We start from the raw sequence: 13,319 nt of genomic DNA on the forward strand, positions 1-13,319 counted from the left end.
AAACATGCGCGTTCAAGAAACCTATCCCATCGGCAAGGACAAGTCCGTCACCGTGACGGAGCTGACCGTCGCCGAGATTCGCGGCCTGGTGGTCCAGTTCGCGGCGCGAGATGACGTGGCCGACCTCGACCCGGCCGAACGTGCCGACCTGTTGATCGACAAGACCCTGGTGCCGGGGATCGACCTATCAGCCATCCGCCTGATGACAGGGCTGTCGCGGGAGGTGCTGGGGGCATTCGGCCAGTCCGAGCTGCAGGCCATCGTCGAACACTGCCGGGGCTTGAACCCGCTTTTTTTCGGGATGCTGGCACGGTTGGAGGAGGCGAAGCAGCGGGCCGAAATGGCGGCGCTGGCGAGCTTCCAGTGGCCCAGCAGCTAGAGCGTTTCGAAGCCACCCTGTGCGCCGTGATCGGCGCCGGCCATCCGCATGCCTTGAGCTACCCCTGGCGGCTGTTCCTGGCCGCCATCGATGAACTGAACCGCCAACGATCATGACCGCCCAGACCCTGCAATACGTCATCAACGCCAACGCCAGCGGCTTCCTGAGCGCCATTGGCCAGGCTGAGGCCAAGTTCGGCAACGCCTTGCAGGGCATGGCGGACAAGGCCGCCCGCGTCCAGCTGTTCGAGCGCTCGCAACAGAGTGCCAAAGAGGCCGCTAAAGCGTACTTCTCGCTCAAGAAGGAGGTCGACGCCTACCGCCAGGCGCTGGCGTCGGCCACGTCGCCCAGCAAGGAGCTGGAGGCCCAACTGGCGCGGGCCGAGCGTGGGCTGGCCCAGGCCGGCACCCGCATGCGCACGGAGGCCGGGGCGCTGGCCACGTTGCGGAAGGAGCTGACGGCGGCCGGCATCGATACCCGCAACCTGGCGGCCGAGCAGGAGCGCATGGCGGCGCGGGTGGCTTCCGTCAGCCAGCGGCTCAACCAGTCGCGCCGGCTGGATTCAGCCCGCTCGGTGCTGGGGGTGGAATCGGAAGCGGACGTCACGCGCCAGATCCGGCAGGTGCAGGCGGCCTATCAACGGCTGACCGCCAGCGGCAAGCTCAGTTGGTCGGAACAGGTCGCCGCCGCCCAGGCCATGCAGACCAAGGTCGCCGAGTTGCGCGGCTCGCTGGCCGTACCGATGCGTTCGGGCTTGCTGTCGTCCTTCAGCTCGGAAATGGCCGGCGCCTTGCTGGCGCTGGGTTCCCTGACGGCCGCCGTCCAGGCCACCCAGTCCGTGCTGACCGTCGGTGGCCAGTTCGAGACGCTGCAGGTGCAGCTCAACAACGTCGAGAAATCCTCGGTGCTGGGCGCCAAGGCCATGGCCGACATGCGGCAGATGGCACTGGACACCCCGTTTGGCGTCAAGGGGCTGACACAGACCTACGCCCAGCTCAAGAACTTCGGCCTCGATCCGCTGAGCGGCGCGATGCAGGCCGCCACCAACCAGGCGGCCAAGCTCGGTGGCTCCCAGGAGACCCTGTCGCGCATCTCCCTGGCGCTGGGCCAAGCCTGGTCGAAGGAGAAGCTACAGGGAGAGGAGGCGCTGCAGCTGATCGAGGCGGGCGTGCCGGTGTGGGAGCTGCTAGGCCGGAAGCTCAACAAGGCTGCCTCCGAGCTGCAGAGCCTGGCCAGCAACGGCCAGCTGGGGCGCGACGCCATCCGCCAGCTGATCCAGGCGATGGAAGAGGACGCCAAGGGCGCCGCCGCGTCCAACGTCGGCACCTGGGAGGGCATGCTGTCCCAGCTGCGGGACCTGTGGGATCAGTTCCTGGCCATGGTGGCCGAGAACGGCGCCCTGGACGCGGCCAAGGAACAGGTCAAGGCGTTGATGGACGCCATCAAGCAGGCCATGCAGGACGGCACGGCGGCGGAAATGGGGCGGAATCTCGCCGCCGCCATCCGCGCCATCGGCGAGGTGGCCCGCCTGACGGTCGGTTTCATCCGCGAGCATGCGGACGCGATCAAGCTGATGCTCGGGATGTGGGTCGGCGGGAAGATCCTGCAGGAGGCCATCGGCTGGCTCGGAGGGCTGGCTGGCGCCCTCAATGCCGTTCGCGCCGTATCCTCGATCCGGGTGGCGGTGGCCGCCGACTCGGCCGGCATCGCCAAGGCCCTGAGTGAGATCACCGGGCTGCTGAAGGTGGTGCGGATGCTGCCGCTCAGCCTGACCCTAGGCATCGGCGTACTGGGCGCGGCGGCGGCCGTGGTCGCCATCGATGTCATCCTGGAGCACACGGAACGGCTGAATGCCGCGAACGAACGGCGCAACAAGCTGCAGCAGCAATTCATCGACCTGGCCAAGAGCGGCGTCACCGAGGTGGATGTGAAATCCGCCGCTCAACTCAACGGCTTGAGTAAGGAGGCGCGCGCCAAGTACGAAGCCGACCTGAAGCGCGCCCTGGCCACCAAGCAGAACCTGCTGCACCAGCGCCAGGAAGACGTCGGCGACATCAGCGGCGACGCCACGGCACAGCGCCTGGCCAAGGAAGCCTGGGCGTACCAGCAAGCGCTGGACGCCTACCGACAGTACAGCCGGCAGCGCATCACCCTGGAAGAGACCTTCGGCAAGAACGTCGAAGGGGTGCGGCGTGGCACTTTGGCCAACCTCGCCGAGAACCTGGCAAAGGAACAGAAGCTCTACGACCGCGCCAACGAGCAGCTGAAGAAAAGCCTCGATGCCCGCCAGCGTCACCAGGATGCCTGGGCGGCGCGCAACGCGACCGACCCGGCAGCCAAGGCCAAGGCGCCGGACGAGCTGGGCGTGACCGACTACTACGACGCCAAGAGCAAGGCGGCGGCCTTGGCCAACAAGGCGTCGGACAGCCTCAAGCAGGCACAACAATCGGGGCTGGACAGCGACTTCCGCCGCTACCAGCGCGAGGCCCAAGCCGCCGAGAAGGCATTCGAGTCGCTGGCCGACACCATCGCCCGGCTGCGCGAGGCGGGCAAGATCACCGAAGGCGAGTTCAAGTTCTTCAACGACGAGTCCGGCCGCCTGCAGGACAGCTTCGACGCCGAGGCCGAGACAGCCGCCAAGAACCAGCTGCAGGCCGTGATGGAGAAGCTGGAGGCGCTCAAGCAGGCCGCCGAGCAGGTCAAGAACCTGAAGGTCGGCTTCGATACCGAGCAGGGCGTGTTCGACCTGGAGAACCTGCTGGCCCGCTTCCAGCAGCTGGCCGAGGCGAAGCCAGTGCGGATACCGGTGGAGTACGTCGACCCCGACGGCAACTACCTGAAGGAAGCACGACAGTCCGTCGGTCTGCCGCCGATCCAGAAGAACGCGGCGGGCGGCCTGATCCGTGGTCCGGGGACGGGCACCTCCGACAGCATCCTGTCGTGGCTGTCGAACGGCGAGTTCGTGGTCCGCTCGGCGGCGGTGCAGCACTACGGGCCGGAACTGCTGCACGCGCTCAACCGGCTCAGCCTGCCGCGCTACGCGCACGGTGGACTGGTGACCCAGCTGCCACGCCTGGCCAGCCCGATGGCGGCGTTGCCGGCCCTACGAGCGCCCGCGCCCACGGTCTCCCGTGAACTGCAGCCGCTCAACCTGTACCTGCCCGGCCAGACCGCCCCGGTCGCGCTCGCCGGCACGAATGATGCGGTCAAGCAGCTGGTCGACGCTGCCCGGACCCTGAACCTGAAATTTGGCTGACATGACGGAACACGACTACGCCCTGACCTTTGGCCTCGACGGGGTGTTAATCCCGGTCCGGGCCGCCGTGAAGTTAACGCAGCGCTATGAGCGGCTGGGCGGCAGCACACTGCTGCGCACCCGCTCCGGCAAGGGGGTGCTGCAGTCGCACTGGCACAAGTGGCGCACCGAGTTGACCGGCACCGGCTGGATGCCGGCGCCCCTCGGCCTGCTCGATCCGACCGTGCCGCACGTACTGGACTGTGTGGCGCCTCGCGCCGTGACGGTCGGCACACCGGTGGTCGAGCGCCCGGACATCCCCGGCCAGGTGCGCGACGGCTTCTACATCTACTGGCCGCGCCTGACGGGCTTCATCACCGTCACCGAAGACACCGATCCCCGCGCCCTGACGTGGGGCTGGACCCTAACCCTGGAGGAGCAGTAATGGCGACGCCGAATCCCGACTACCGAAAATCCGTCCCATCCATCAATGGCATTCCGACCTATCTGGACGGGTGGGAAACCGTCACCACTGCCGAATGGGATGGCGGCATGGCCCTGCCGGTGGATGACTGGATTGGTCTGGACGCCATGCTCCGGAGTAATGCTGACACGTATGCCGTCCTGACCATCGAAACCCCTGCCACGGCCCCGGTCACGTATCGCCAGATACTGGTGGTCTACAGCATGAGCGACATGATGCAAATTGGACTCAGCCAAAATATGGCCACCGATGCGCCGCCGCTGGACTTCCGTTTCCCCGCAGGCAGCCGCCTCTACATGTCGATTTCGGCGGAAGACCTGCAGCAGTTGTTCAACAACCAACTAACCGTCGTGCCGTATGGTGTGGTCAATGGCAGTTGGGCCTGCTTGGCGCCATTCCCGCCCAGAGTGGTCAATCCCGATGGCACGAGCTACGTCCTACCGGCGGTGGGAAGTCGCACCGGGCTGATCCTGGTGGCCTTCCCGGCGGCCGGTGGCAAGCATATCGCGCTGTCGGCCACACCCTTGTCCCTGTCGGGGACATGGTACAAGCAGACGGATAACGGGGCCCCGTCTGAGGGCGGGCCGGCCTGATGCTCGGTACCGGTATCCTGTCACGTTTCGTCCTCGGGCAGTCCGAGACGACACGCCCTGACAACACCTTCCGCCTCCCGCTGCATGTCGTGGTGACCGCGCCGGCCGCCGGCAGCATGACCGCCGTCGCCGTGCGCGTCGCCGTGGTGCCGGCCCGGCTCGACGCATCCACCTGGTCGATCCGGGTGATGCTGGGCGGCGCCGATGTGTCCGAACGGCTGACCGGATCGGTTGAGATCGAGGCCGAGGAGGGCGCGGCACGGATTGCCACACTGACGCTGCTGCTGGCAGCCGGCGACACCTTGGCGGGCTATGCCGGCGCGGTTCTGGCCGTCGACGCCCAGGCCACCCCCGCCGCACCGTGGGTGCGACGCTTCACCGGCCGAGTGGTAGTGCCAGAACTGGACCTGGAACAGGGCACGGTGCGGCTGCACGGCCAGGATGCCCGGCGCGAAGTGCTGGCGCTGGCCGACCGCAGCGCAATCGATGCCATGCTGGGTGGTCACGGTTCTGACGTGGTGTTTGGTGCTGGCCGCGACAGTCTGCGCTACGCCACGGACCAACTCATCACGTTGGCCGCTGCCTTCGACCTTGATATTTACGGCAATCCCCGGCTGACACCCTGGTCGGGCCTCGCCATCACCCGGACGCTGAGCGACGACGACCTGATCGACGGTACGCTACACGTGCAGCCGGCGGCGCTGACCGACGTGGTCAACGTGGTGACCAACGACACCGTCAGCCTGGTCGACGACAACGCCTCGGCCAATAACGACCCACGCAATGCCGTGACCGTCGGCCGCCAGCGCCGGCAGACCGCCTGCAGCTTCGAATACCGCCTGCCACGCTTGCACCAGTGGACCTTCACCTACCACTGGAACATGGGTATCAGCTACAGCGAGTACGTCATCGGCAACAACGGAAAGCCCTACCAGCTCCCCGAGAAAACCCTGTTCGAACAGGCGGCGCAGAACACCGGCTGGCTGTTGGCCTCGGCGACCTACCACCCGCCACGCCCGACCGGCTTTGTCGGCTACAGCTCCACCGGCAGCGTGCTGATCTTCGTTAACGACTACACCGGCGACCCGGCCACTGACCCACGCTGCGACGAGGCCCAGCTGACCCTGGTTAAGCGCATTGCCCAGGTGGTCACCGAGCGCTGGCGCCTCACCGTTTGTGCACCGGACTCGGTGGTCGCGCTGGGTACCCGCAAACAGCAAGGCGCCACCGCCAGCCTCGACGCAAATAGCCGCTTCCAGTCAAGCGAGTGGGAGGGCTCTAGCGACGTTGCCCCGCTGATCGCCGGCACCACGGATGTCGACACCTTGCCCGGCGTGAGCCGTGCCACTTGTACGACGGCCATCAAGACCCTGGCGGCCCTCGGTCGGGCGCAGATCCTGGCCAGCCACCGCGCCACGCGGGTCCGGTGTCAGATCCCGGCCGACCTGCGTGCCGATCTGAACCAAGCCTGGCGGCTGGACAGCCGCAGCCTGCTGGCCAGCGGCAAGCTGGCCCGGCTGGTGGAGCGTTACGACCTGAACGCTGGCACGGCGCTGATGGACGTCGAACTGGCGGTGTCAGCCCTGATCGGCGCCGGCACCGTGGACGCGTCGCCATTGCCCGACCCAGCGCTGTCGGCCATCACGGACCAGAGTCTGACTGCCTCGGTGACGGTGCCGAGCTACCTGGAGGGGAGGGCGGAAGCCGAGTCAGGCACCGGCTTCACCACCGGCGCTCAGGGCGATACGACCGCCAGCTACCCGCGCCAGGTGGTGATCCAGACCCCAGCCATCCCGGCGACCCTGACCGACCCGCTCGACGTCGAGCAGACCTATGACGTGACCGTGGCCATCCCGGTCGACGAGTTCACCGTGAGGATTCCCACACCATGATCAGCTTTGCCCTGTACTACGACGCCGCGCTGACCCGACCGGTCACGGAACTGGCCCTGACCGGCGACAGCGAGGGCATGGGCACTCCGCCAAGGATGCGGCTCTGGGCCGGTCCAACGCCGGGCCGGGTTGCTACGGCCGCCGACGGCGGCGATATCGTCCTGAGCGCCCAGAGCACCGGCGCCGGCATCCAGGCCAATGCCGTCCGCCTGGCCACCTCTGAGGATGGCCTGGCTACCGGTGGTGCCAGCGTCAGCCTGGGCGCGCGCATCGACGTCGCCGTGCCGGTGTGGTTGCAGATCACCACTCAAGGCATCGCCGTTGGCGACTACCGCAATCTGGAACTGGTCACCAATGCCCTGAAGGAGGCTGCACTATGAGTCTGAGCAAAGATGACGCCAAGGCCGTGGCCAAGGCGCTGGGGGTGCCGGATCGCCAGTCGAGCGGCGGCCTGCCACCGGCTCCGTCGCGGGGTGGCATCCCCAGCCGGACAGGAACCGGCACCAGCATCCCCTCCGGTGGAGGAGGCATGTCATTCAGTAAGTTGACGGAACAAAGCCGCGAGTATTACCCGGCGGCAGCGACGCCCGCTTATACGGCCGACGGCTTGTTCGCCATCACTGCCAAGCCGATCAAGTCGGTGAAATGCCTGACGGACGGCAATGATGTCGTGACGCTGGAGTTCAAACAGCCATGACACTGGACCAGGTCGAGAAGGCCGGCTTCATCGGCGGGGGCTACGTGGTCACGCAACCTGACCCCGATTCGCCGTACAGTCCGATCACCGGCTATGGGCGCTCCGGCACCTTGCACCGCTGGGACGGGCAATCGTTCGCCTGGCGCGGGGCCAATCCTTTCGGATTCCAGTGGGACGACAAAGGGAATTTCAAGAATGGTGGGCCGCCTTCCTGCATTAACGTGGTTGACGTCCCCGGCGCCCCGAAAAACGTACCCGGGGCCAGAACGGAGGTCTGGTTCACCGGCCCACAGTTGTCGGTGTACGCCGGCCAGGTGCTGGGCCAGTCCTATTACCGCTCACCCCCCTGGCTGTATCCGATAGGTCCAGGAGAAGTACTGTGGCTCTCTTTCGATGGCGGCGGGTTCGCGGACGAGCGTGATCGCCTCCTTCAGCCAGAGGTGAACATCCAGGAGACCAACTCGTTTGCCTGGACCCTCGCCTGGAACGAGAACATTGAGTGGGTTTGGTGTTCCCTGGACGGGAAGAAGGTGCTGGTTCTGGTCAAAGGCTGGGGCTACTTCGAAGCCGACGTCACGGCGGTTACACGAACCGACAATGTGGGCAACCCGAAACGGCTCAATCAAACCCGATACGATGTGCAGATCGCGGTGAAGCAGGTCGCCAACATTCTGCCGCGATACAGTGGCACCAGTGGCGGAGCGGCCTTTCTCATGCCAGAGGGTGTCGTCAAACTGGTCGAGACCCAGGAGGCCTTTGACAGCGATAGCGTGATCAGTGCCTACCAGGGCGTCCTGGAAGGCACGTATAACGAAGACGACAGCCAGCCGTCGGTCTCCCTAACCCTGAGCCAGTATTGGCGAGTGGTCACGCTGTCATTGGAGGGCAGGGACCTGGTGACCTTCAAATATGGTCAACAGTATGTCTCGGCCTGCACAATCGACGGAGAGTCCATTCAAGACTATATGGCAGGATCGTACACGCCGAACCTGGAAGATCGGTGGTGGGAGTCATACCACGGCCTGCCGTATGGGGCGCTGATGCGCGTCTACTACAAGGCTCTCGCTATCTGCGGGGAATCGTATGCTATCGAAGACATGGGGCGCCCCTTCCTGTCCTCCCTGATGCGCGTCGGGATCGTCGAGGTGCCGCAGAACGGGGTACCCGACCCGACTTTTTATTACATCGACGCGGTGAAGGGGAGCCTGATCCCGGATGATCACATCATCCGTAAAGTGCCGAACGCCCGCCATCTGAGAGCCCTGTCACCGGATTACCTCTATCTCTCGGACAACCCGGATGATCAGAGCTTCTTCTTTACGTGAGGCGCCTAGCTTAGCCGCAGACGGCAGCCAACTTGGCCGGATCGGTTACTAGCGGGTTGCCTTCGCCCTGCAGTTTCACAATGCGCTCGTTACGGCGCAGCTCCCAGTCATCGACGGGGTACTGCTTGGCCCAGGCGCACATCAGTTTGCGGTCCTGGCTGCTCATGCGTAGCTGGTAGCGATCGTGCATGTACAAGGTGATGCGAGCGGCCCGTCCGCGCACCTCTTCGCGCGGCTGCACGCGCCGGTTCTTGAAGTCGACGATGGTCCGGCACTGACCGTACATCGGCTCCGGGTTGCGCGTCCAGGCACCGTAAGCCAGGTTGCCCCGGTCGCCGTTGACCTCGCCTACGGCGGGCACTAGGTTGTTCAGGTCGCCCTCGGCCATCTGGAAAACCGGATCGGTAGAGGTGCAGTTTTTACGGCCGCCGTTCTGCCAGCACTGGCGTTGATGGCCCAGCACCCAGGCCGGTACCACGTGCTCCCACTCGATGCGGCTGGCGCGTGCGACGTTCTTGCGCGGCTGATAGCCGCAGGAAGAGAAGTTCACGTCCTTGCCGGTGTACTTGCAGCCACAGTAGAAGTCCTCTTCCATGCCGGTGAAAATACGGGGCAGCACCTTCTTGGCGTTTGCAAAATCACGGTGGCCAACGGCAGACTTGCCGTTAACCAGATTGGAGGCGACGACGGACGCAGCTGGCTTGTCAGTGGAACCAACCGAGTCGGTCGAACTCAGCATGCTCTGACCCAACTGAGCCAGTTGTTTGACGGCCGGGGAATGGGCAACCGAGGAGACTTGGCCGGCGTCACAGCCGGCCAACAGAAGTGCAATTAATACGGGGAAGTAGCGCATTGGGCGGAGTCTACTGACCAGCATGCCGCCCGACAAGCTCTCGCAGTTCGCCATCAAAATAACCTGACGAACCTGCCTGGGGCGGGGGCAAATGCCGGTCTGGCTCCTGCGACACAATAAATATGGAACTATTGCGTTGCTCAGAGTCGGCTCCCATCGATCCAAAGTTGCCGGTCGTATCAGTTGCGGTTAAACAGGAGGCATATGAGCGAAGCAGGCGCCCGGCGAAGCCACTAGCAGAAAGCAGGTCGGCCATAGCGGACGATCCTTCGCTATGGAAGAGAGGTCCGCCGCCAATTCAAAGCAGTTCTTGCGAAGTGTTACAAGGAGCGAATGCCTTTCGACCATCCCGGTCGCCCAGCATGCATTGGGAGAGGAGGGGTCTCCAATAGTCAATAGAACTGTTGCTATGCCTGGGAGCCTCATGCCACGTTAACTTTGGCAAATTATCCACTTAATGATCGCCCCAGAAATCTGCAACTCCTGCAATGCTGCCAATACGGCGAGCAATGTCAGCAGGAGGGACTTGGAAAACGAGTCGGCTTTTGTGCGGTCCCTTACAAACAATGTCTTCCCACCTCGCCAAGCCGCACTGCGTGAGCCGGTTAACAAATGCGACCCACTTTGCCGATCCAAGCCGCTGCGTCCAACCTAATCTTTCGCCATCCGCCTCAAGGGTTTCAGTGACGACGACAATTGGTGCGTCCGGACGGCTTACTAACGACTCAATAAAATAGTTCGCTGTGTCCAGCCACTCTCGGCTAGCGGCGTTTGCTTCTCGTTCGATAACGCCCTCATCTTCCAGGGCCTTGCGAATACTTGGTGTGGTGTCACAGTAGTAGTCTGGCGAACGGAGCACTTGAATCAACTCGGGGGTGAGATTACGCAGTCGCTTAAGCGTTGTGGAGTTGTCCACATCAAGGTATCCGATGGCCGTGTTTCTGAGGTCAACATTCGGCGCACCATTAGAAATCAGAAGCTGATTGACGATGGCATTTTGCATTCCGAGTACTTGACTGCTCCCATTTCTTAGACTGATGGTCTGGAACTCAAGCCCTGATGCGGAGAGGTGTGGCGGCACGCCTCCTGCGTAATCGAGGAGCGCAGTCCAAAGGGTTCCGACATTCTTCTTCCAGTTTGGCGACTCTCTTCTTTGCGATAGGAGTGTTTCCAGCGAGCGGCGTGCAACCTCAGAATTGTAAGCGACGAACCATTCGATAACAGCTGGATTGATGGTGCCCTTGTCGAAAAAGTTTGCGACGTAGGTCTGCTCAACACTAGCCTCACACCGTCGTTGCAGGGCCAGCGAAAGGAAGCAATCGTAAATCACCTCGTGAGAGAAACCAAACTTACTGTCGCCCGCTATGATGTCCCCGGCAGACAGGCCACATAGTGAGCTTAGCCTGCGCCGTAGCCCTGGGCGCTCCTTGTCGATATCATTGAGCCCTAAAGCAGCGCTGGCACAGAGCTCTAAATCCGACTGCTCCAGTTCACGTTTACCTTCAAGGTGCATCATCTCGGCGAACTCGCTGAATAGCACCTGAAGATCTGGTGTAGTAAGAATGGGAACGTTGTTATGGTCGAGAATCTTCGTGGACTCACGTTCAAGGTATTGCTCGACAACAACCTGGAAAATTCCAATCTGCTCTGTGTGTGAGGATTTTCGGCTAATACACCACGTAGCAAATGCTTTGGCGAAGAAAGGTATAGCCAGTAGCTTCCAGTCTCGCTCGCTGAGGCCGGAGAGGTCGGCATTTTGCACGCCGTAGCTCTCGAGAAAGGCTCTGATATTTTCTTGTGTCCACGGCTGGATGTGTGCGACCGTATGTTCCACATTCAGGTCTGTCGTCTCGCTTAGAGACCGTCGATACCGGGTCATGTAGTAGGCTGAGCGTGCGGAGGCGATTAACACGCCACGGCCACGCAAATCTCGGAACCATCCTTCGAGCGAACCAAGCGGGTTGTCGTAGCCGCTGCTACCAAGGAGCTCGTCGAAACCGTCAACGACTAGCACGAGTAGGCCATTTCTGCACAGTGCCTTGGCGCTTTGATTGTTTAGAATTCGGGTGATGCTAAGTGAGGTGTTGATAGCGTCGTCAATGTTGGAAAGGGCACGTCCCGCGGAGCTAACGAACAGGTAAAGAGGCACCTCGCTGGTTGAGTCGGCCTCTATCGCACTGGCCCGTTCGCGGGCGAGGCTCAGGAGGTACTCGGTCTTGCCCATACCAGCATCGCCAACAACAAAGAACACGGTTGTAAAACTCTTAGACGGTAGGCAGGCCCCGTCAGCACGCGACAGGAGATTAATACCTGCCTGCGAATCTCGGGAGTCGGTCTCCTCGACTAGCACAGCTTCAATTTTCGTTCCCGCACTAGACTGAGCTGTACCGGTCTCCGCGACCTGCTTGCGCCTTTCTTGCTCGTCGAGCTCAATGCGTACGCGCCGCGCCAGGACGCCCCAGTTTGAAATTCTGCGCAAGAAGCTGGAGTACCCGACCCAAGTATTCGAGTCGGTATCTAGCCACTCATAGCGATTGTCTTGGCCGCGACGGAACTGGTCAGTCCTATACACATTGCCCTGGCTGCTAGCCTGTGTCCAAGTGACGAAGACAACGCCCGCGTACTGTCCCTCCCCAAAGTCATAAGGTGGAGGCGAATGGTCTTCTGAGAAGCCCGCGATGTCCCGCGTGATCTCATAAACGAACTGGCCAAAATGCCTAGCTATTGGATCTTTCCCCAGGAAGCCGTCTCGGAACGCCTGGGTGTTCTCAGGATGCTGGTTGCGGTAGGACCCAATCTCTGGGCATAAGTAGTACACTCCATCGTAGTCGAAGGTCGCGTAAATACCGATAACGCCTTGCGCCAGATTGAAGTCCCAGACAGGGCAGAGCTCTTGTACGTCTTCCCCGCACGAAGCCTTAATAGATTTTGTGCTCGTTGTGTATGTGAACTTATCCAACTGCGTCTCTAAGCGATACGCAATCGCATCGGAAAACCCGCGCAATGCATCGCAGATCGCCGCTGCCGGTTTGTCGTCGACGGGGATCGGATTGCCATGAGAAAGCTCATCTCGAATGGTCTTAAAGTTCTTACCATCGTGAATGTTTCTCGAAAACTCCGCGAGGAATTCTTCGGCGAATTCATGCCATCCGACAACAATTGGATCTTGGCTGGTGCGCCATTTCCTGGCGAGCCTGATCCCGCTTAGCATCTCTCCCACGCCGGGTGTGTCACCGAGCTTGATGGGAGCAGCAGTGCGGGCACTGTAGGCTGCCAATAGAGTCAACGCGACTTTTATGTGGAAGTCCACGAGTGCGGCGTATTCACGGGCGTCAGAAGGAGACTGTGTTAGACGCTTTCTGTATGGCTTTGAATAGTTGCGAATGAGTTCTGATAGCTTGCCTTGCATAAATATCCCCGCGCGGTCTGTGCACAACATAGCAAATGTTACGATGACTTTTGTGTAGTCTATGACATTTCGGTGTATTTCTGGTACATCCCGACCTCCATAGATCGCCCAGGGCCGGATAGCACAACCCACAATCTCTCGAGAAAACAGGTTGGCGCATGTCAGAACTTCTGTGTATTCCTGCCATTGCGCATCGACCTCTGAGCTTGCTTTTTAGGCCGAGGAGTGCGCCTTGGGAATTCGGCTGGTTTTAGTGAGTACCAACTGCTCGAATGGCTGTTGAGTAGGAGAGTGAGCGACAGTACTTGGCCGTGCAGCGCAAACTTTGGTGGGGAGGGAGGTAGTCAGGAGGGGGGGCTCATTCTGCCTGTTGATGGGCAGGAATTTTGGCGCATAGGCTAGTGCAATTTAGCGAGCTAATGTGCATAAACTGGCGTGATCAGACTATGACA

The 13,319-nt window shown here is 62.0% G+C and carries 11 protein-coding genes; 9 read left to right on the top strand and 2 right to left on the bottom strand.

The window, feature by feature from the left end; translation table 11 throughout:
- Positions 1-4 precede the first annotated feature (4 nt).
- Genes NH8B_RS08175 through NH8B_RS08210 form a run of 9 tightly spaced genes read left to right on the top strand, consistent with a single transcriptional unit; the run spans position 5 to position 8,605 of the window.
- On the top strand, positions 5-379 hold the full coding sequence (locus NH8B_RS08175) for a hypothetical protein (RefSeq protein ID WP_041702890.1): 375 nt from the start codon (positions 5-7) through the stop codon (positions 377-379).
- Positions 364-495, top strand: coding sequence for a hypothetical protein (locus NH8B_RS21290; RefSeq protein WP_255345155.1), 132 nt, complete (start codon positions 364-366; stop codon positions 493-495). The genes NH8B_RS08175 and NH8B_RS21290 overlap by 16 nt, the downstream gene beginning before the upstream one ends.
- Entirely contained in the window at positions 492-3,635 is a 3,144-nt protein-coding gene (locus tag NH8B_RS08180; protein WP_014086863.1) for a tape measure protein, read from the top strand. The genes NH8B_RS21290 and NH8B_RS08180 overlap by 4 nt, the downstream gene beginning before the upstream one ends.
- A gap of 1 nt (position 3,636) precedes the next feature.
- Entirely contained in the window at positions 3,637-4,059 is a 423-nt protein-coding gene (locus NH8B_RS08185; protein WP_014086864.1) for a hypothetical protein, read from the top strand.
- Positions 4,059-4,691, top strand: a complete 633-nt coding sequence (locus NH8B_RS08190) for a hypothetical protein (protein ID WP_014086865.1) — start codon at positions 4,059-4,061, stop codon at positions 4,689-4,691. Before NH8B_RS08185 ends, NH8B_RS08190 begins: the two co-directional genes overlap by 1 nt.
- Positions 4,691-6,583, top strand: a complete 1,893-nt coding sequence (locus NH8B_RS08195) for a hypothetical protein (protein ID WP_014086866.1) — start codon at positions 4,691-4,693, stop codon at positions 6,581-6,583. Before NH8B_RS08190 ends, NH8B_RS08195 begins: the two co-directional genes overlap by 1 nt.
- Positions 6,580-6,963 (top strand): hypothetical protein, encoded by a 384-nt coding sequence (locus NH8B_RS08200; RefSeq protein ID WP_014086867.1) that lies wholly within the window; start codon positions 6,580-6,582, stop codon positions 6,961-6,963. The genes NH8B_RS08195 and NH8B_RS08200 overlap by 4 nt, the downstream gene beginning before the upstream one ends.
- A complete protein-coding gene (locus NH8B_RS08205) occupies positions 6,960-7,280 on the top strand; it encodes a hypothetical protein (RefSeq protein ID WP_014086868.1) in 321 nt (106 codons plus the stop codon). The genes NH8B_RS08200 and NH8B_RS08205 overlap by 4 nt, the downstream gene beginning before the upstream one ends.
- Positions 7,277-8,605 (top strand): hypothetical protein, encoded by a 1,329-nt coding sequence (locus tag NH8B_RS08210; RefSeq protein ID WP_014086869.1) that lies wholly within the window; start codon positions 7,277-7,279, stop codon positions 8,603-8,605. The genes NH8B_RS08205 and NH8B_RS08210 overlap by 4 nt, the downstream gene beginning before the upstream one ends.
- A 10-nt stretch (positions 8,606-8,615) precedes the next feature.
- Here the strand turns inward: NH8B_RS08210 and NH8B_RS08215 are convergent, their stop codons facing one another.
- Positions 8,616-9,344 (bottom strand): endonuclease, encoded by a 729-nt coding sequence (locus tag NH8B_RS08215; RefSeq protein ID WP_148282952.1) that lies wholly within the window; start codon positions 9,342-9,344, stop codon positions 8,616-8,618.
- Positions 9,345-9,912: 568 nt separating this feature from the next.
- On the bottom strand, positions 9,913-12,867 hold the full coding sequence (locus NH8B_RS08220) for an NACHT domain-containing protein (RefSeq protein ID WP_014086871.1): 2,955 nt from the start codon (positions 12,865-12,867) through the stop codon (positions 9,913-9,915).
- Positions 12,868-13,319 lie beyond the last annotated feature (452 nt).

This window comes from Pseudogulbenkiania sp. NH8B (assembly GCF_000283535.1).
Classification (GTDB): Bacteria; Pseudomonadota; Gammaproteobacteria; order Burkholderiales; family Chromobacteriaceae; genus Pseudogulbenkiania; species Pseudogulbenkiania ferrooxidans.

What these genes read in the sequence shown, in the direction of transcription:
- NH8B_RS08215 (WP_148282952.1), bottom strand. Translation starts at nt 9,344, where the DNA reads ATGCTGAGTTCGACCGACTCGGTTGGTTCCACTGACAAGCCAGCTGCG.
- NH8B_RS08210 (WP_014086869.1), top strand. Translation starts at nt 7,277, where the DNA reads ATGACACTGGACCAGGTCGAGAAGGCCGGCTTCATCGGCGGGGGCTAC.
- NH8B_RS08180 (WP_014086863.1), top strand. Translation starts at nt 492, where the DNA reads ATGACCGCCCAGACCCTGCAATACGTCATCAACGCCAACGCCAGCGGC.
- NH8B_RS08185 (WP_014086864.1), top strand. Translation starts at nt 3,637, where the DNA reads ATGACGGAACACGACTACGCCCTGACCTTTGGCCTCGACGGGGTGTTA.
- NH8B_RS08195 (WP_014086866.1), top strand. Translation starts at nt 4,691, where the DNA reads ATGCTCGGTACCGGTATCCTGTCACGTTTCGTCCTCGGGCAGTCCGAG.
- NH8B_RS08200 (WP_014086867.1), top strand. Translation starts at nt 6,580, where the DNA reads ATGATCAGCTTTGCCCTGTACTACGACGCCGCGCTGACCCGACCGGTC.
- NH8B_RS08205 (WP_014086868.1), top strand. Translation starts at nt 6,960, where the DNA reads ATGAGTCTGAGCAAAGATGACGCCAAGGCCGTGGCCAAGGCGCTGGGG.
- NH8B_RS08220 (WP_014086871.1), bottom strand. Translation starts at nt 12,867, where the DNA reads ATGCAAGGCAAGCTATCAGAACTCATTCGCAACTATTCAAAGCCATAC.
- NH8B_RS08190 (WP_014086865.1), top strand. Translation starts at nt 4,059, where the DNA reads ATGGCGACGCCGAATCCCGACTACCGAAAATCCGTCCCATCCATCAAT.
- NH8B_RS08175 (WP_041702890.1), top strand. Translation starts at nt 5, where the DNA reads ATGCGCGTTCAAGAAACCTATCCCATCGGCAAGGACAAGTCCGTCACC.